This window comes from Streptococcus parasanguinis ATCC 15912 (assembly GCF_000164675.2).
GTDB classification, from domain to species: Bacteria; Bacillota; Bacilli; order Lactobacillales; family Streptococcaceae; genus Streptococcus; species Streptococcus parasanguinis.
The window spans coordinates 1,732,174-1,749,134 of the sequence record NC_015678.1 but is presented as its reverse complement, the minus strand read 5'-3'; the positions used below and the strand labels follow the sequence as shown (position 1 = coordinate 1,749,134).

12 protein-coding genes, 12 tRNA genes, 1 rRNA gene and 1 pseudogene are annotated in these 16,961 nt (G+C 40.6%); 2 read left to right on the top strand and 24 right to left on the bottom strand.

What is annotated here, in order from left to right; translation table 11 throughout:
• Positions 1-7: 7 nt before the first annotated feature.
• Positions 8-2,653 (bottom strand): alpha-mannosidase, encoded by a 2,646-nt coding sequence (locus HMPREF0833_RS08165; RefSeq protein WP_013904464.1) that lies wholly within the window; start codon positions 2,651-2,653, stop codon positions 8-10.
• Positions 2,654-2,729: 76 nt separating this feature from the next.
• Complete coding sequence (locus HMPREF0833_RS08160) at positions 2,730-4,010, bottom strand: glycoside hydrolase family 125 protein (RefSeq protein WP_013904463.1); 1,281 nt, start codon at positions 4,008-4,010, stop codon at positions 2,730-2,732.
• A gap of 216 nt (positions 4,011-4,226) precedes the next feature.
• On the opposite strand from HMPREF0833_RS08160, the gene HMPREF0833_RS08155 reads away from it, so the two are divergent.
• Positions 4,227-6,302, top strand: a complete 2,076-nt coding sequence (locus HMPREF0833_RS08155) for a GH92 family glycosyl hydrolase (protein ID WP_013904462.1) — start codon at positions 4,227-4,229, stop codon at positions 6,300-6,302.
• Between the two features lie 190 nt (positions 6,303-6,492).
• Here HMPREF0833_RS08155 and HMPREF0833_RS11155 read toward each other — a convergent pair.
• The 9 genes and pseudogenes from HMPREF0833_RS11155 to HMPREF0833_RS08110 all read right to left on the bottom strand — a co-directional run bounded on the left by HMPREF0833_RS11155 (position 6,493) and on the right by HMPREF0833_RS08110 (position 13,680).
• Positions 6,493-7,049: pseudogene (locus HMPREF0833_RS11155) on the bottom strand (DUF6287 domain-containing protein).
• A gap of 138 nt (positions 7,050-7,187) precedes the next feature.
• On the bottom strand, positions 7,188-8,693 hold the full coding sequence (locus HMPREF0833_RS08145; RefSeq protein ID WP_013904459.1) for a zinc ABC transporter substrate-binding protein AdcA: 1,506 nt from the start codon (positions 8,691-8,693) through the stop codon (positions 7,188-7,190).
• A gap of 2 nt (positions 8,694-8,695) precedes the next feature.
• Positions 8,696-9,499, bottom strand: coding sequence for a metal ABC transporter permease (locus HMPREF0833_RS08140; protein WP_003018174.1), 804 nt, complete (start codon positions 9,497-9,499; stop codon positions 8,696-8,698).
• A complete protein-coding gene (locus tag HMPREF0833_RS08135) occupies positions 9,492-10,196 on the bottom strand; it encodes a metal ABC transporter ATP-binding protein (protein ID WP_003018182.1) in 705 nt (234 codons plus the stop codon). Before HMPREF0833_RS08135 ends, HMPREF0833_RS08140 begins: the two co-directional genes overlap by 8 nt.
• A 1-nt stretch (position 10,197) precedes the next feature.
• Positions 10,198-10,635, bottom strand: coding sequence for a zinc-dependent MarR family transcriptional regulator (locus HMPREF0833_RS08130; protein WP_003004547.1), 438 nt, complete (start codon positions 10,633-10,635; stop codon positions 10,198-10,200).
• 442 nt (positions 10,636-11,077) lie between these two features.
• Complete coding sequence (locus HMPREF0833_RS08125) at positions 11,078-11,275, bottom strand: hypothetical protein (RefSeq protein WP_013904458.1); 198 nt, start codon at positions 11,273-11,275, stop codon at positions 11,078-11,080.
• Positions 11,276-11,313: 38 nt separating this feature from the next.
• The gene (locus tag HMPREF0833_RS08120) at positions 11,314-12,123 is read right to left on the bottom strand and encodes an Nmad3 family putative nucleotide modification protein (RefSeq protein ID WP_013904457.1); all 810 of its coding nucleotides are present in this window, start codon (positions 12,121-12,123) and stop codon (positions 11,314-11,316) included.
• Positions 12,120-12,809, bottom strand: coding sequence for a hypothetical protein (locus HMPREF0833_RS08115; RefSeq protein WP_244100948.1), 690 nt, complete (start codon positions 12,807-12,809; stop codon positions 12,120-12,122). Before HMPREF0833_RS08115 ends, HMPREF0833_RS08120 begins: the two co-directional genes overlap by 4 nt.
• Positions 12,810-13,059: 250 nt before the next feature.
• The gene (locus HMPREF0833_RS08110) at positions 13,060-13,680 is read right to left on the bottom strand and encodes a tetratricopeptide repeat protein (protein ID WP_013904455.1); all 621 of its coding nucleotides are present in this window, start codon (positions 13,678-13,680) and stop codon (positions 13,060-13,062) included.
• Positions 13,681-14,391: 711 nt separating this feature from the next.
• On the opposite strand from HMPREF0833_RS08110, the gene HMPREF0833_RS08105 reads away from it, so the two are divergent.
• Positions 14,392-15,648, top strand: coding sequence for an MFS transporter (locus HMPREF0833_RS08105; protein ID WP_115276759.1), 1,257 nt, complete (start codon positions 14,392-14,394; stop codon positions 15,646-15,648).
• 65 nt (positions 15,649-15,713) lie between these two features.
• On the opposite strand, the gene HMPREF0833_RS08100 is transcribed toward HMPREF0833_RS08105, so the two are convergent.
• The 13 genes from HMPREF0833_RS08100 to rrf all read right to left on the bottom strand — a co-directional run bounded on the left by HMPREF0833_RS08100 (position 15,714) and on the right by rrf (position 16,905).
• Positions 15,714-15,797, bottom strand: a tRNA-Leu gene (locus tag HMPREF0833_RS08100).
• Between the two features lie 10 nt (positions 15,798-15,807).
• Positions 15,808-15,879: transfer RNA gene (locus tag HMPREF0833_RS08095), tRNA-Gln, on the bottom strand.
• A gap of 19 nt (positions 15,880-15,898) precedes the next feature.
• Positions 15,899-15,971, bottom strand: a tRNA-His gene (locus HMPREF0833_RS08090).
• A 12-nt stretch (positions 15,972-15,983) separates the two neighbouring features.
• Positions 15,984-16,054: transfer RNA gene (locus HMPREF0833_RS08085), tRNA-Trp, on the bottom strand.
• A gap of 6 nt (positions 16,055-16,060) precedes the next feature.
• A tRNA-Tyr gene (locus HMPREF0833_RS08080) sits at positions 16,061-16,141 on the bottom strand.
• Between the two features lie 15 nt (positions 16,142-16,156).
• A tRNA-Phe gene (locus HMPREF0833_RS08075) sits at positions 16,157-16,229 on the bottom strand.
• Positions 16,230-16,232: 3 nt separating this feature from the next.
• Positions 16,233-16,306, bottom strand: a tRNA-Met gene (locus tag HMPREF0833_RS08070).
• Positions 16,307-16,316: 10 nt separating this feature from the next.
• A tRNA-Ser gene (locus HMPREF0833_RS08065) sits at positions 16,317-16,406 on the bottom strand.
• Between the two features lie 7 nt (positions 16,407-16,413).
• Positions 16,414-16,485: transfer RNA gene (locus HMPREF0833_RS08060), tRNA-Glu, on the bottom strand.
• Between the two features lie 10 nt (positions 16,486-16,495).
• A tRNA-Ile gene (locus HMPREF0833_RS08055) sits at positions 16,496-16,569 on the bottom strand.
• 38 nt (positions 16,570-16,607) lie between these two features.
• A tRNA-Gly gene (locus HMPREF0833_RS08050) sits at positions 16,608-16,678 on the bottom strand.
• Between the two features lie 5 nt (positions 16,679-16,683).
• Positions 16,684-16,756: transfer RNA gene (locus HMPREF0833_RS08045), tRNA-Val, on the bottom strand.
• Positions 16,757-16,789: 33 nt separating this feature from the next.
• A 5S ribosomal RNA gene (gene rrf, locus HMPREF0833_RS08040) occupies positions 16,790-16,905 on the bottom strand.
• Positions 16,906-16,961 lie beyond the last annotated feature (56 nt).

Here is a 16,961-nt window from a genome sequence, read left to right as displayed (position 1 = left end):
CAACCAGCTATACTTCTTCTTTTTTAATCCATTCTGTCCGGATTTCTTGCGGTGCCAATAAACCTGTATGAACCGGATACGGTTGTTCCAGAAGATCGACAACCGTTTGTTGTCCTTCTGACACGCGCACATTTTCTTGGCTCATGTTGTAATAGCGAAGGATGTAACCTTCTTCATTTTCTGCTACCTTAAAGGCTGTTGGGCAAACCTGAGGATGCGTCAAGGCTGTATGCTTGAGTAAGCTACCAGACGCTGCTACACTTCCTTCTTGTTTTTCAACTTGAAGGCTGGTCATCGGTGTCTGCAAAGCTTTCGCTCGGCGATAAGCGGAGAAGCGCCCCTGAGCTTGATGGCATTCTACTGCATATTCAACCTCAAAGTCCCGCAAACATTGTGCTTCTGGTGTTGGGAAATAGCCCCAGTCACCAAGTTCACCGGAAGCACGGAGAAGGGTTACAGCTATCGTATCGTCTCCAAGGATTTCGTATTCATGTAATCCTTTATTGGCCACTGTTACCCCTTTGACGTCATCATACAAGCTGACGAAGGCTTGTTGGTGTTGGGGATTTTCAGGATTTTCCCAAGAAGCAGCCGGTTTATTTGGCCGTGTGACCACCTCATAGATACTTTCAGAATCATTGCTTGGACGTGTATTGTGAGTCTTGACCAGGAGACGGATACGGTGATCCTTGGCAGTATTGGTGAAGCGCGTCTTGAAGCGAATTTGCGGATCATCTACAAAGATGGTCATCTCCGTTTCAAGAGGGATGGTTGTCAGCTCTTCTGAGCGACTTGCCTTGCGGTTCATAAACTCGATAATGCCTCTTTGCTCCGCATCCAATTGTTCATCCGCGCTGACCGGGATCGTCAAGTCATGCTTGAGCAAGATTTTGGCATAGCGAGCATTGTTTTCCAAGACATCATAAGCTGTTAACTCCGCATAGATCGGCTCTGTTCCTTTTGGTTGGAAGTAGATATATTCATTTCCAATATCCCCACGATCTTCAAAGCGAAGGAAATCCTCATAAGCCTCATTGGTCGTTTTATCATAGAGGGTCAAGCCATCATCGATACTAAGGGTTACAAATGGCGTATCGATCACCCCATTTTGGAACAGACCATCATGATGAGGTGCTTTGCCTTCTAAGAGCTGGAAGGTTGTCCAAGACAAGGCTGCCAAATGAACTGGAACCGTCACGCGCACTTGACGCGCAATATAGGGTTGGCGGAATTTATCCTTAGGCAGGGTATAGCCAAAGCTTGCCCCCAAGTCCTCAATCTCTGCTTCTACAAGATGCCCATCTAAATCTTCTACGTGGTAGTCTGGCAAGGTCAAAGTGGCCATTTTCTTGAAGCCCTCTGTCGGGTGCAATTCCTTAAATGGACAAACTGCTACATCGACAATCGTGCTGACGGTATCCACCTTATTATGCAAGCCAGTATTGATGACCGTAAAGAGGTGCTCACTCTGGGCTTTTTGAGTTGCTAGTTTACCCTTCCATTCGTTCAGAAGGTTAGTCTTGACAAAGTTTCCGACTTGATTAACCTTGGCAAAACGAACTTCCATCTCACGGTGAACATCATCCACACTACATCCACAAATACTATCGTGTGGCGCATTTTGTAAGAGTGTCTTCCAGGCATAGGTCAATTGATCCTTATGGTTATGCCCACCAGTAATGATGGTCAAAGGTTCCACCACTTGCTCGAGCAAGTTGCTATTCTCTTGGAAGGCTTGCTTGAGATAAATCCGAGAGGAAGACGTATTTGCCAGTGTGTACCAACCATCGGTTTCCTGACTGGTCAATTCTCCCGTAACCGTAGATAATTGTTCAGGAAGCGCACTTTCCACTGCTTGAACATATTCATCAAAGGAGCTATGAATAAAGGTCACGTCAGGGAACAGTTCGTTAGCCACACGAATAGCTTCACTCAAGTTTCGTTGAACCGGTTGGTGGTCGCAACCGTTCATCATCAACCATTGGTTGGTTGAGGCATAGTCGCGAACATCTGCCAATTTTTGTTTCCAGAAAGCCAAAGCTTCATCTTTATCCACTGGAATTTCGTTCCCGTTACTGTACCAGTTGGCAAAGAGAATACCCAGCACACGGCTACCATCCGCCCCTTGCCAGTACATTTCAGAAAATTGAGAGGTAAATTGCTCATCTTCGAGGACTTGGTTGTCAAAGCCGATTGGTTTGACACCACGCCCAAAAGCTGCTACGTGAATGCCTGATTTTTGAAGGATTTGAGGAGCTTGTCCCATATTTCCAAAGGTATCCGGGAAATAACCAATCTGAGTAGATTTGCCCCATTTAGCGCATTCAGCCTGTCCGATCAAGGTATTGCGGACATTGGCTTCACTAGAGATCAGGTAATCATCCTGCAAAATATAGAAGGGACCAATCTTGAGCTTGCCCTCGTCGATATAGCGTTGCACCTTGTCACGGTTTTCAGGGCGAATTTCTAAATAGTCGTCAAGGACAATGGTTTGTCCATCCAAGTGGAAACTTTTGAATTCAGGGTCATTTTCAAAAAGATCAAAGAGATTGTCAAAGAGTTCCACCAATTGCATGCGGTGACTTTCAAAAGGTAAATACCACTCACGATCCCAGTGGCTGTGAGAGATGATATGTACAACAACATTTTCCATGAGTAAAACCTCATTCTAACTTAAATTTAAAAATATATTTTTGATTCTTTCCCAGAATCTGTTGAGCGACAGCTCATTAGCGAATATCCAAGTAATCCAAGACCAATTCACAGAACATCATGTTGGCCCAAGAGAACCATTCACGCGAATATTTGGTTGGATCATCCACGTGGAAACTTTCGTGCATGACACCTGTTCCACCATCGCAGGCAACCAACTGATCCAGCAAGAATTTCTTCTCAGCTTTATCTGTCGTTGTCAATCCTTGGATGGATAAAGCAATCGGCCAGATATAGCGATAGAAGGTATGAGAACTTCCGAGTCCACTTGCGTACTTCCCTTCATAGAAGTAAGGGTTTTCAGAGCTCAAAATAGTCCGACGAGTAGCTTGGTAGACCTCATCGTCGATCGCGCAGTAGCCAAGATAAGGAGCTGCCAACAAGCTTGGCACGTTTGGATCATCCATGATGCTAGCATTTCCCAAACCGTCTACTTCAAAAGCATAGATCTTCTCGCCCTTACTGTTAGTCGTGTAGGCGTAGTTTTCGATCCCTTCTTGAATCTCCGCTTGGAGGCGTTTGGCATCTGCAATGATACTCTCACTATCAGCTAGATTCAATGCTGCAAAGATTTCTTGGACATAACCCAAAACAACTACTGCAAACATATTGGATGGAATCAAGTAGCTATACTGACAGCAGTCATCACTTGGACGAAAGGCTGACCAGGTCATCCCTGTCACAGCGAAATCTGGCCCAAAGCCATCATTCACCAGCGTGTCCTCCTTACGATCCGTATCCCGAACGAAGCGATAAGGGGAATTCTTGTGGTCTTGCTCCACTGTCCAGAGATGAAGGATTTCCTTGGTCGCTGTGACAAAGGTTTCATCAAATTGGCTAGTCTCACCAGTTTCCTTCCACAGGAGGTAAGCCAATTGCAAGGGATAGCAAAGCGAGTCCACTTCATACTTGCGCTCCCAAATCCAGCCATTCAAATCGGTATGGTCGGTCTCGTGGTGACCCTTCCAGTTCTCCTCAATATTAAAAGAGTTAGCATAGGGATCCTTGAGAATCAAGGTCATCTGACGTTTGACCAAACCAGCAATGGTCTGGCGCAATTGGGGATCTCTTTTAGCCACATGAAGATAAGGCCTCAATTGAGCCGTTGAGTCACGCAACCACATAGCTGGGATGTCCCCTGTTAACACAAAGGTTGAACCGTCTTCTAAAATTTCAACTGTATTATCCAAAGTGTCTGTATAACAACGTTCAAAGACATCCACCCACTCAGGGTACTCCTTAGCTCGCTCAGCCACCTGATCCAACCATTCTCGCACAATTTCTTTTGAATAGGTCATTTATTTTCCTCACACGTATCGATTCTTTCCTATTCAGTATAAAAGATTTCAAATGGGAAATACATACGCAAACTATAGCCCTTTTTCTACAAAATTTTCCATTTGATAAGAACGCTATCATATTTGACAATACTTTGATACAATGAAGAAAATACCACCGCATGTTCCAAGAAAAAACACAGATCATTTAAGGTTGATGAAGAAAAAGGAGACAAGATGCGCACACATTGCCAGACCATCGATACCCGCTGGGGAAGTGATAATCATCCCCACTATTCCCACGGAAATACCCTCCCTTATACAGGAGTCCCTTTTGGGATGAACTACTTCCTTCCCCAGACGACACACGAACAAGGGGCTTGGTTTTTCAACCCCAATCTCCCTATTTTTCAGGGATTTCGCCTTACCCACCAGCCTAGTCCTTGGATAGGAGACTACGCTTGGTGCCTCATCACGCCCATCATAGGGGAAGTTGCAAGTTCCGATCTCTTCCGTCGTCAAAGCAGTTATTCGATGAAAGAAGCCGTTTTCCAGCCCCACTACCTCCGTATTTGTTCGGAACGTTATCAGATTCAAAGCGAGCTGGTTCCAAGCCACTATGGGGCTGTCATGCGCTTTCGAGCACCAGAAAAGCTGACTCTCTGCTTTCATGCAGCAAATGAACTAGAGGACTTGACCCTGACAGACCAAACCTGCCACTTCCGCATTCTGGATCAGGCCCATACTGCAGATACTTCCTACTCTTTCTATCTCCAGTGGCAATTTAGCCAGCCGATTGAGAGCGTCACTCACATCGATCAAGATCTTTTTCTGACCTTTGCTAGCAATGAAGTGACCGTCCAATTAGGAACTTCTTATCTGTCCCAAGACATGGCTCACAGTCATCTTCCCCACCTTTCCCTAGAGGAAGCTAAAAAAGAAGCAGCCGATCAATGGAATCAGCTGCTAAAACGAATTGAAGTAAAAGATGCCGGAGGGCGTGACCAAGCCTTTTTCGACCATTGCCTGTACCGACTCCTCCTTTTCCCTCAAACCTTTTATGAAACAGATAGCAAGGGGAATGACTGGCACCTGGATGTCACTCATAATGAAATCAAACCAGGAAAAGCTTATACCAATATCGGATTCTGGGATCTCTTCCGAACATCTTTTCCGCTCTTTAGCCTTGTCTACCCCGATTATTACCGTCACTTTCTCGAAGGATTTTTAAATACTTACAAGGATACTGGTTTTCTACCAAAATGGTTGGCCCCAGATGAACGAGGAATGATGCCAGGTATCCTCATCGATGGAGTCTTTGCGGATGCTGTCACAAAAGGGATCTCACCAGACCTACATGAAAACATGCTCACAGCTATGCTCCAGACGGCCCAAAAAACAGATCCTACTCAACATTTTGGTCGCCATGGCAATGAAAGCTACAAGGTCCTTGGCTACCTACCCGATGATTTTCACGAAAGTGTGAGCCATAGCCTAGATTACGCCTATAGTGATTTTTGCATTGCTACCGTTGCCAAGCAATTGGGGCATACAGAAACAGCCGCTCGCTATGCTGCTTCCAGCCTCTCCTACCGAACATTGTATGATGCCCAAACAGGCTTTATGAGGGCACGATCCACCAATGGAAACTTTAAAGAGCCCTTCTCTCCTACCAGCTGGGGAGGAGATTATGCAGAATGTTCTGCAACCCAGGCTACTTTTGGAGTCTTACACGACCTCTCCGGCCTGATAGAGCTAATGGGCGGTAAAAAAGCCTTCACCCAACGACTGCTGGATCTGGCCAATCAAAGACCTCAATTTGATGTAAGAGGATATGGCTATGAAATCCATGAAATGAGTGAAATGGCCCAAGCCCCATTTGGGCAGATTGCCATCTCCAATCAACCGAGCTTTCACATTCCCTACCTCTTCCGTTACAGTCTTCATCCCGAATACACCAATCTCCTGATCCACCAGATCCGTTCCCAAGCTTTCCATCAAGATTTCCAAGCCTATCCAGGTGATGAGGACAATGGTAGTCTATCTGCTTGGTACCTCTGGTCAGCCCTTGGGCTCTATCCAACCTGTCCAGGAAAACCAATCTATGATCTGGGCCTCCCTCTCTTTAAAGAAGTCCTTCTCCATCTTCCCAAGCAAGAGCTCAAAATTTGCGCCAACTCACATACTGCAGGCGCCTATTTCATCCAAAAAGCCCTATTAGATGGCAAAGAGAAACAAGAGGTTTCCCATCAAGATCTCCTTAAAGCCCAATTGCTCCAATTTGAGCTTTCTTGGCTCCCACCACATGCATAAGAAAAAGAGAGTGGGACAGAAATCGGTAATTCGTTAGAATTCGATTTCGTCGTCCCACCTCCGCATAGTTGAGTAGGGCTGTAAAAGCTGATGAAATCAGCGTAGTAGAGCCCACTCAACCACTACGTCTTGCTTGACAATCCAAAAATAATTGAGAGGCTAGGACTTTTGTCCCAGCCTCTTTTTTCCATTATTCATCTCCTACATGATAGTAGATCGAGCCTTGTTCCCCAAAACTAGCGATACCAACACCAGACCACAAACGGTTTTTAGAGGCATCTGATGTATCCTTAAAGACGACTTGTCCTTGATCATCGACCTGATCACCAATAGTTACTCCAGCAGGAATATACTCCAACAAGAAGCCCCCATCACGACCACCATAAATGCCTTCTGAGGCGGTTCCATAATCCGTCAAAGAAGCTCCATAGCCCTCTAACTCTTGTGAAACCAAACCTTTGTCGTTAAAGACCAGCTTATTTCCTTTATCATCTTGCCAGACACCAGCAATACTGCTGTAATCTCCATTGGCAATCGCTTCAAGATCCATTTTCTTCACTTCTTTTTTCTCTTCTTTTTTTCTTTCTCCTTCACTTCCGAACTAGACGCATCCGTCTTTTTGACCTCAGAAGAGGTCGTCGTTTGACTAGAGGAGGCGGTTGATTTTTTGCTCGCTCCCTGTTGCGAACAAGCTATCAACAGGACCACACTGAGAAGACTCACAAGAATTGCACCAACTTTTTTCATTTAAAATTCCTCATACATTTTTTAGTTTAAAGCCCTTTCATTGTAACGTATTTTCAAGCATTTGACAAGCTTCACTCCTCATTTTTAGTCAAAAAGAGACCGGGATAATCAGTCCTAGTCTCTCTTTTGATACAGCTCTTAATGAGCCAGCATTTCCTGTGCCACTTCTAAACCAGATAAGTTCGAAGGATAATAAGTTGGCCAATTTTCTAACTCATCATAAAGCGCCTCTTGACTCTTTCCTCCATGGAAAATGTGGAAGTGAGCTGCCTTTACCGGAGTAATTTCATGGTCACTAAATTGAACATATTTGAAGTCTCCCGCATCGCTCTCCCTGGCTTCAAAGAGATAACGAACACCACGATTCCCCTTCTTATAAGTCAAAATGTGCTTACCTACGTATTTATAGGTATATTTCTTAGAAGATCCTTTTTGATAAAACTCCATTGAATCCTTATCAATCTTAATCCGATCAATATCTGTTTGGTAACCCTTTGTATAATATTCCTTATACTCAGTAGCCGTCATAGTTGGATTTAATTTTGCCTTATAATCAAAGACCTGATCCAAAGTTCCATCTTGCAAGTATGGATAAACTGATTTCCAATCGCCCGCATAATTTGCTAAGCTACGATCCTTCACTTGACGATCCTCGAAATAGCCCTTTTGAACCGTCTTAGTATCTTCCTCATGTTCCGGTTGAATATCCTTACCAGCTTGTGACGTTGTTTTCTCTAGCGCCTTCAGATTCTCCTTCATGACAGAAACGTAGTCTTCGCCATCTTTCATTTCTTGATCCGTCAGGCTTTCCAAAGGATTTAAGACAGCCAACTCAACACCAGCTTCAGAAGACAAGGTTTTCGCCAAGGACTTAGAAGCATTTTCCTCAAAATAAATCACCTTGATCTCATTTTTCTTGATATACTCTGTCAATTCACGCAATCGTGCAGCAGAAGGCTCGCTATCAGGTGAAATCCCTGAAATAGCCACCTGGTTCAAGCCATAATCCAAGGCCAAGTAACGGAAAGCCGCGTGTTGGGTCACGAAATTCTTTTGTTTCGCATCTTTCAACCCATCCTGATAAGCTTGATCCAAGGCCTGTAATTTCTTCAGATAGGCTTGGGCATTTTTCTCAAACGTCTTTTTCTTATCTGGATAAGCTGCCACCAACTGATCACGAATCGACTCTACCATCTTCATGGCACGATGGGGAGAGAGCCAAAGGTGAGGATCATATTCATGATGGTGTTCTTCGCCCCCTTCGTGTTCATGTTCCTCTTCCAATCCAGGAAGCAAGACCATGCCCTTGGTAGCATCGATCACTTTGGTTTTCTTATCCTTCATTGATTTCAAAAGATTTGGAACCCACGTTTCCATATTTTCATTTTCATAGACGAAAACATCCGAATCTTGAATCATAGCCCGCCCCTTAGCAGACAATTCATATTCATGAGGCTCTGATCCCGCTCCAATGAGCAGGTCTACCGTTCCTTCATCTCCGACAATATTTTTTGTAAAATCATAAACAGGATAGAAAGTGGTCATCACTTTTAATTTCCCATTTTGACTCTGACTTTTGCCACAAGCTGTCAAAACAAGGGTCAAAGCCACTAATAAAAACCAACCAAATTTTTTAAAGTTCATATCTACTTCCTCAAACGTGATCCAAGATTCACAAGCAAGAACAAGGCCACAAATAAAAGCGTGATGCTGGCACTTGCCGGTGTATCTGCAATATAAGACAAAATCAACCCACTAAACATCCCGATAAAACCAACGATGACCGCAATCAGCATGACCCCACGGAAGTTCTTCCCTAATTTCAGGGCAATACTAGCCGGTAAGACCATGATGGTTGAAACCAATAACGATCCTGCTGCAGGAATCATTAAAGCGATAGCAACCCCTGTCACCACATTAAATAAGATAGACATGGTCCTAACCGGAAGGCCATCTACAAAGGCCGTATCTTCATCAAAAGTCAAGATATACATAGGCCGCAAGAATAAGGCCGTTAACACTAATACAACGAAAGCAATCACAAATAAGGCGATCACCTGTTCATCCGTAATGGTTAGGGTAGAACCAAACAAATACTGATCCAAGCTCATGGAGCTCTTCCCACCACCGCGCATCAGTACTAAAGCTAGGGCAAGACCTGTGGACATTAAAATTGCCGTCCCGATCTCCATAAAGTCCTTAAATAAGGTCCGCAAATACTCAAGAAAAACCGCAGCAATAATGACAATGATCATGGTCGAGAGCGTTGGAGAGATCCCAAGGAAAAGCCCAAAAGCGACACCCGCAAGAGAGACGTGACTCAGCGTATCACTCATCAGACTCTGCCGTCTTAAAATCAAGAAAATCCCTAGTACAGGAGAAAAAAGACTCATGGCAACCATAGCCAACAAGGCCCGTTGCATAAAATCATACTGGAATAAATCAAGCATGGTCACCCTCCCCTTCATTATCATGGACATTAAAACATCTCCAAGGAGAGCTTTGGTCACGAACCAAATGAATATTCCGATCCGCAAATTGGTTAACCTCTTCAGGATCATGCGTAATCATCAAAACAGATTTTTGATGGTGATGCGCACTGTGATGCATTAACTCATAAAAATCACTCTTTGTCGTCGCATCCATCCCTGTCGTCGGTTCATCTAAAACAAAGATATCCGGATCTGAAGCAAACATCCGAGCAATGACAGCCCGCTGTTTCTGACCACCAGACAAAGAACCAATCGCCCGATCCTTGAATTCCAGCATTCCAACAGATTCTAAACTCTTCAGAATATGTTTTTCATCGTGCTCATTCAACTTTCGAAACCATCCTTTACGAGGATACCGACCTGACTTCACAAATTCATAGACCGTACTGGGAAACCCTGCATTAAAACTAGCAATCTGTTGTGGCAAATAAGCAATCCTTAACTTCTTTCCTTTAATATTCGTCTTTGAAATCTCAACAGTCCCGACCTTGGGTTGTAAAATCCCAAGACTAGCCTTAATCAAGGTTGACTTAGCAGCTCCATTCTCACCAGTCAGCGTAACAAATTCTCCACTATCTAAGTAGTAATTGATCCCTTCCAGAACCGGTTCTCGATCATAATAGAACGATAAATTTGAAACCGTAATATACCTCAAACTATAACTCCTCTTCCAATAAATCTAAAAACCGCGAAATGACCCCTTGCTCATTCTTAGTAAACTTCGACAAAACATCCTCATAAGTGTGAAGGGTATGCTGATGGTGGTGCTGATGCTCTAATGCAATCGGCTTACCAATCTCAGTTAAACGGTAATAGAGAACCCGAGCATCATTTTCATCGCGATAAGTCTCCAGCATTCCCTGACTTAATAAGGGCTTCACGGCCTTCGTGATAGCAGCCTGACTAACATTCAATTTCTTAGCTAAGACAGAATTGGTTAGAGCTTCATCAGCAACCAGCATCAAAATATGTTCCTGAGTGTTGGTTAATGAAACACCACTTGTACAAGAACCAACCAAAATTTCATGCTGATTTTCTGATAACAATAAAATAGAATTTAAAAATCGATCGATTTTATTTGCAACTTCAGACAAAATTAACTCCTTCTAATTCACCAAAAGAAACTTTACCGGTTAATTATATCATAAAAAAGAAAAAATTAAAACAAAAAAAGGAGTAAAACTCCTTTATAATCTATACCGGCGGCCGGGGTCGAACCGGCACGTCCTTGCGGACACTGGATTTTGAGTTCCATAACTACAGTATTTAAATCTTACAACCTTGATTTAATAGGGTTTTAAGCCTTTTGAATCTTGAAAAATAGACTCATTTTTCAAATTTTAGTAACTTTTTGGTAACACTTCATACCGTATCGTTCTAAGAGCATCATCAGAGAATAGACGATATGTCCCAATAGGTTATATTCATCCAGAGGTATTCAAGACACTTGTACGATTATTTTAGGTATATGGAATATTAACAAACTAGACATAAATTAGGTCTAATTTTTGTATAAATGACTCTAATATTTTTCTTTTAGAAAATTCCTAAAGCATTTTTTACTACTCTAATACCATCATCAATACTTCCGGCATACTGAATGTTTTGTTTAGCTTGGTCGATTTGAAAATCTGAAACAAATGTTCCTGGTGTCAAACTTTGACTATCAAATCCATTCGAAACTATAAACGTGTATTTCCCAGTCCAATCTTTTTCAACAGTTAATGTAATCATTTTATTTTCTCCTTTAATTAGGTAAGTGTTTTTTTTTATTATAACAAAAATAACTCTTTAGCCCAAGAATTTGATAATTCATTTTCTAACAAAACTTTTTCTTGCCATATACCAGAATATTTTAAACCACAATCTTTAGCAGAATTTTTATGATTCCCATTTATATTTTCAGGCATAAGCGCTGGTATCTCTTTCCATACACTTCTTGATTTACCATTCATTGTTAATACTCTGTCATCGTGAAAATTAAAAGTTCCATATCCTTTTTCTTGAGGTAAAAATGATAAGTTTTCACTTGGGATATAAAGCATATTTGATTGCAAATTACTCATATGGTCGCAAGAATGAGGATGAAATGGATACATATTTTGCAGAGATTCTTTATCATTCATCATATTACCAATTTGCAAATAACCATAAATGATATTTAAATCCGGGGCATCTTTTTTAAATTGCAATGTTCCGTTGTAAATATCTCCTTCGGTTTGTCTAAACCATCCGAAAAATAGAAAAAGATCGCCGATAGAAACATTTTGATTTCTTAATAATCCCTGTGAGCTTTTAATTTGACCAAATGCTGCTCTCCAGTTAGAAACAGGAGTATTCCTAAGATTTCCTCTTATATCTGGATCAAGATGACAATTATAATGATTTGTTTTATCTTCTTTCCCTTTTAGTTGTCTTAAGATATCTGAAAATAATACTCCGTTATAGTTTAAGTCGTCAAAAGAGATACTATCAAACTTGGCAGGTATTGGCAATGAAAGTAGCGTCCCGTCAGGTAATATAGGACTCGGGATGGAACCATTGGATGAATCAAATCCCTTTCTTGATAAAATTATTTTCACAATTCTTTTCCTCGTATAAAGAATGGATGATAGGGCAAATCCATTACTTTGTTTTGTGAACCTAGTATAGTTTCAGCAAATTCCATTAATTCTAACACATCAGTAAATCTCTCTTCCGAATTATAAAATCCATTTTTAGCATTCCATCTTGGGAATGGTTTCCCATTTATTCTTGCTCGTTCTCCCATCGGAAAAAAGTCTAAAATTTTTTTAGGAATTTTAAGTGGAGACTTACCAAAATAATTAAAACGGTCTGCAAGAATCACTATTTCATTCATAAAACTTGATTGGTTTAATCCATTCTTTTCAATCAGCCATTGATAAGTATAAGCATCTCTTCTATTATTAGATTTTGGAGAAAGTAAATATTCTTTCATTGTTAAAATTTCACTAATTTTAGCAACAAAAATTAGATGATTATATTTTGGAGTGATAAACATCCCTTGATCATCTCTCCATTTTTTCCCATCATTTGAATGCCCTGCTACAGCCATTATGTAAGCATCTACCGACTTAGAGTTTATTTTATCCGCCCAGTTCTTTTTAATATTCCTTCTTAACTGAAGCATACACCCTCCTTCGGTAAGAAGATTGGGAGTTGTATCATAATTTTCTGTAAAAACACAAGGATTGATACCATAATCATGAGTCATTCTATAGCAGTAAAAAATGGTTTGTTTGTCCACTCTTTTTATCTCCTTCTCTCTAAAATTTTTTGTATTCTAATTAAATATAGTATATCAAAACTGCTTTTTTGAAGAAAGGAATTATACTCTTTTGTAAATATATGTTAAAGATAGTCTAACGTTCCCATAGCCTCAAGGAATAATAGATATCCTCTAGAGAAAAAAACAAGGTCCTGAATCCTAGTCTATACTGTCAATTTCATATCTACATTTTTTAAGAACAAACTAATGACAAAATCTAAATGCAAAATCATCGATTAATCAATTCCTCAATTTCCTTTACCCCTTCAAACTCTCCAACACTTTCGAAAAGTTCTATAGCTCGTTTGAAATGTCTATTGGATAATTCCGTATCTTTCAAGGCTAAATAGATTTCCCCTAACCCTCTATAGCTACAAGCTTGAGAAATCACATCATCTGTCTCTAAAGATTGTTCCAGTGACAGATTCATGAATGTAAGAGCTTCATCAAGATTGTTTAATTTCAATCTCACATAGCCTTGTTCGTAGTTATTTACAGCTTTCTTTAGATTATCATTTGGAAAATACTCTTCAATTATCTTCTCTTCATCTTCAATGAGCTTTAAAGCCTTATGAAAATCACCCTGATCTCTGTAAATCATCGCTAATTGATGTAATCCAATGTGTTCATGTTCTTTATCTTCATTTTGTTGAGCTAATAAAATGTATTTCTCAAAGATACGGGTACACGAGGCATAGTCTTTTTCTGCCAATAATAAATACCCCATCAGATTTAAAAGGCTAAAATCTGTACAGGTATCAATGGAAAAATCTTGTTCAACCAACTTTTTAGCTTCTGATGTTTTTCCCTCCAGAAACAAGTCCCAAGCTGTATCAATTTTAGAGACCATCTATTTTCCCCTTTCAACTATAAACAACCTTCATAAAATAAAATCTCTCAACAAGAAGATGCTAAACACTACCTTTATAAATTTAATCCACTAGGCTAAAGTATAGCAAAAAGTCCAAATAACTACTATTTGGGCAAAATGTTACTTAGTTTCTTTTTAAACGAGCAATGAGTAACTTAATAAGATAAGCTAGAACTACAAGTGCTACTACGCGTGATAATAGATAGAAAATAGAATAAACAAAATAGATTTGCATGTCTGACACCTCCCAAATAAAAGAGATAAACCATCTTGCCCTCAAAATTATTGTACTCTCGTTCGAAAGCGATGTCAAGAATTGTGACAAATAGTATTAATATCTAGAATGAAGTTAAAGCCTATAAAAAGCAAAATAAAGCAATCTGTTCCATTTTGAAATCCTTTAACGATTGTAAAATATATTCTATTTTAAAAGTTGTACGTGAGAAGGTACCAATTTAGATATTGTCAAAGCAAGAGAGAAATATAATGAGTAAACATAAATAAAATATTTTTTACATTTTTTATTATACTTTTATTAGTATAATTGGTAAAATCTTAATTAACAAAAATTATGGTCTATCTAATATTCCAATTACCTTACAACACAGGTTGATTGAATAGGACTAGATAACCGAAGCAATGTTGAAACGAATGGAGGGGATTAATATTAAGAATTTAATAAGTGATCAAATGTCTAATAGACAAATCATTAAAGACTTTATTAGTAGTTTTATTAGTTCTTTAAGTGGAAAAGCTTTTAATTTCTCTTTAGGATTAATGTTACTGGACCAAACAAAATCTGCAATGAGTTTTGGAATCAACATGATCATCTATCCTTTAGTTAGTTTGATTTTCTTGGTCCCAATCGGTAATTTCGTAGACCACTATCGTCATAAAAAGATCTTAATTTATAATTTTATCTTTAGGCTTATAATCTTTCTTCTGTTTTATGCTTTATATTTTTTAACGAATTCGTCTACTATCTTATACCTCGTAATCCCGTTTGTCGTACTCCACTCTATTACAGTCAACATCAATGATACTTGTTATTCAGCCTCTATCCACGAGTTAGTAAATGATACAAAAATTCAACGATTAAGCTCTGTTACACAAACCGCCATTGCTATCGCAACCATGCTTTCCCCAGCTATTGGAGTCATTCTTTATAATTGGTTAGGCTTCTCAGGCTTTATTCTTATAGAAATCATTGCAAATATCCTTTCTTTAGGTGTCTTACTTACCATGAAATTCTTCTATGAACATGAAGAGCAAGAAGCTAAGATTAAACAGAATGAAAAGCATCAACACGGGGTCAAAGAAATTATCCACTTCTTAAAAGAAAATCAGATTGTCAAATATATTATTCTTGTTAGTGTTGTACTGAATTTTTTCTATACTTCCATTAGCATTGGAGTACCATTTGTAGTCAAAGAGCAACTCTTATTAGATAATGCAACAGTAGGTATCCTAGAAACTATGTCTGCGTTTGGAATGTTATTAGCCAGTGTATCTATGTCACTATTGCCAGACAAAAAAGAAAATAACACACTTCTCTCTAATAGAATTCGCATTCCACTTTTTCTTCTAACCATCGCTATCGTTGGTTTGGGAATTACATTTGAAACTAGTAACACCCAAGTGATTATTTCTTCCGTTGGCGGTTTATTTATGGGAATTATCGCATTCACTCTTGTTATTCTAAATATTGTTGTCATGACCTATCTTCAAAGTAGTATTGAAACAAATTATTTAGGAAGAGTAATGAGTACTTTGTTCACACTAAATACGTCTATCATGCCGATAGGTACCATTGTATTTACTTATCTATTTCAAAAAGAAATAAACGGAGGTCTGATATTCATATTTGGAGGAATTTCTCTCCTGATCTATACGATGATAATGTTACCTCGAATCTATAGAATACTCCAAAAAGAACATACTTATTGAAAATGAAATAAAAAGTAATTCGAAAACAAAAAAGACAAGATTGAAAAATCTTGTCTTTTAATCTATACCGGCGGCCGGGGTCGAACCGGCACGTCCTTGCGGACACTGGATTTTGAGTCCAGCGCGTCTGCCAATTCCGCCACGCCGGCATAAATTAAACTGGGGTAGCTGGATTCGAACCAACGCATGAGGGAGTCAAAGTCCCTTGCCTTACCGCTTGGCTATACCCCAATAATACAAATAATAAATAGGCGAGTGATGGGGATCGAACCCACGCATGCCAGAGCCACAATCTGGTGTGTTAACCACTTCACCACACCCGCCATAATTATTAACACGGGCAGTAGGAATTGAACCCACACTGAAGGTTTTGGAGACCTTAGTTCTACCTTTAAACTATGCCCGTAAAGGATGGAAGGGGAGGGATTCGAACCCCCGAACCCGAAGGAGCGGATTTACAGTCCGCCGCGTTTAGCCTCTTCGCTACCCTTCCGAATTATTGAATTGATGGCGCGAGACGGAATCGAACCGCCGACACATGGAGCTTCAATCCATTGCTCTACCAACTGAGCTACCGAGCCAAATTGCGGGAGCAGGATTTGAACCTACGACCTTCGGGTTATGAGCCCGACGAGCTACCGAGCTGCTCCATCCCGCGTTAATTAAAAAGGAGGATGTGGGATTCGAACCCACGCACGCTTTTACACGCCTGACGGTTTTCAAGACCGTTCCCTTCAGCCGGACTTGGGTAATCCTCCAAAAATATAGTCCGTACGGGATTCGAACCCGTGTTACCGCCGTGAAAAGGCGGTGTCTTAACCCCTTGACCAACGGACCATACTATTAATGGGCACGAGTGGACTCGAACCACCGACCTCACGCTTATCAGGCGTGCGCTCTAACCACCTGAGCTACGCGCCCAAGTTAAACAACTTGGTAATAAATGAACAATTGTTCAAAGCGGGTGACGAGAATCGAACTCGCGACAACAGCTTGGAAGGCTGTAGTTTTACCACTAAACTACACCCGCTTAAATGGGAGTTAACGGGATCGAACCGCTGACCCTCTGCTTGTAAGGCAGATGCTCTCCCAGCTGAGCTAAACTCCCAAATGAGCCTAGATCATCTAGGCTCAATCTCTTGCTAAGCGACTTCCTTATCTCACAGGGGGCAACCCCCAACTACTTCCGGCGTTCTAGGGCTTAACTGCTGTGTTCGGCATGGGTACAGGTGTATCTCCTAGGCTATCGTCACTTAACTCTGAATGTTTAAACATTCAAAATTGAATATCTATATTCTAACAAACTAAACCTA

What these genes read in the sequence shown, in the direction of transcription:
- HMPREF0833_RS08140 (WP_003018174.1), bottom strand. Translation starts at nt 9,499, where the DNA reads ATGCTTGATTTATTCCAGTATGATTTTATGCAACGGGCCTTGTTGGCT.
- HMPREF0833_RS08155 (WP_013904462.1), top strand. Translation starts at nt 4,227, where the DNA reads ATGCGCACACATTGCCAGACCATCGATACCCGCTGGGGAAGTGATAAT.
- HMPREF0833_RS08105 (WP_115276759.1), top strand. Translation starts at nt 14,392, where the DNA reads ATGTCTAATAGACAAATCATTAAAGACTTTATTAGTAGTTTTATTAGT.
- HMPREF0833_RS08110 (WP_013904455.1), bottom strand. Translation starts at nt 13,680, where the DNA reads ATGGTCTCTAAAATTGATACAGCTTGGGACTTGTTTCTGGAGGGAAAA.
- HMPREF0833_RS08165 (WP_013904464.1), bottom strand. Translation starts at nt 2,653, where the DNA reads ATGGAAAATGTTGTTGTACATATCATCTCTCACAGCCACTGGGATCGT.
- HMPREF0833_RS08160 (WP_013904463.1), bottom strand. Translation starts at nt 4,010, where the DNA reads ATGACCTATTCAAAAGAAATTGTGCGAGAATGGTTGGATCAGGTGGCT.
- HMPREF0833_RS08125 (WP_013904458.1), bottom strand. Translation starts at nt 11,275, where the DNA reads ATGATTACATTAACTGTTGAAAAAGATTGGACTGGGAAATACACGTTT.
- HMPREF0833_RS08145 (WP_013904459.1), bottom strand. Translation starts at nt 8,693, where the DNA reads ATGAACTTTAAAAAATTTGGTTGGTTTTTATTAGTGGCTTTGACCCTT.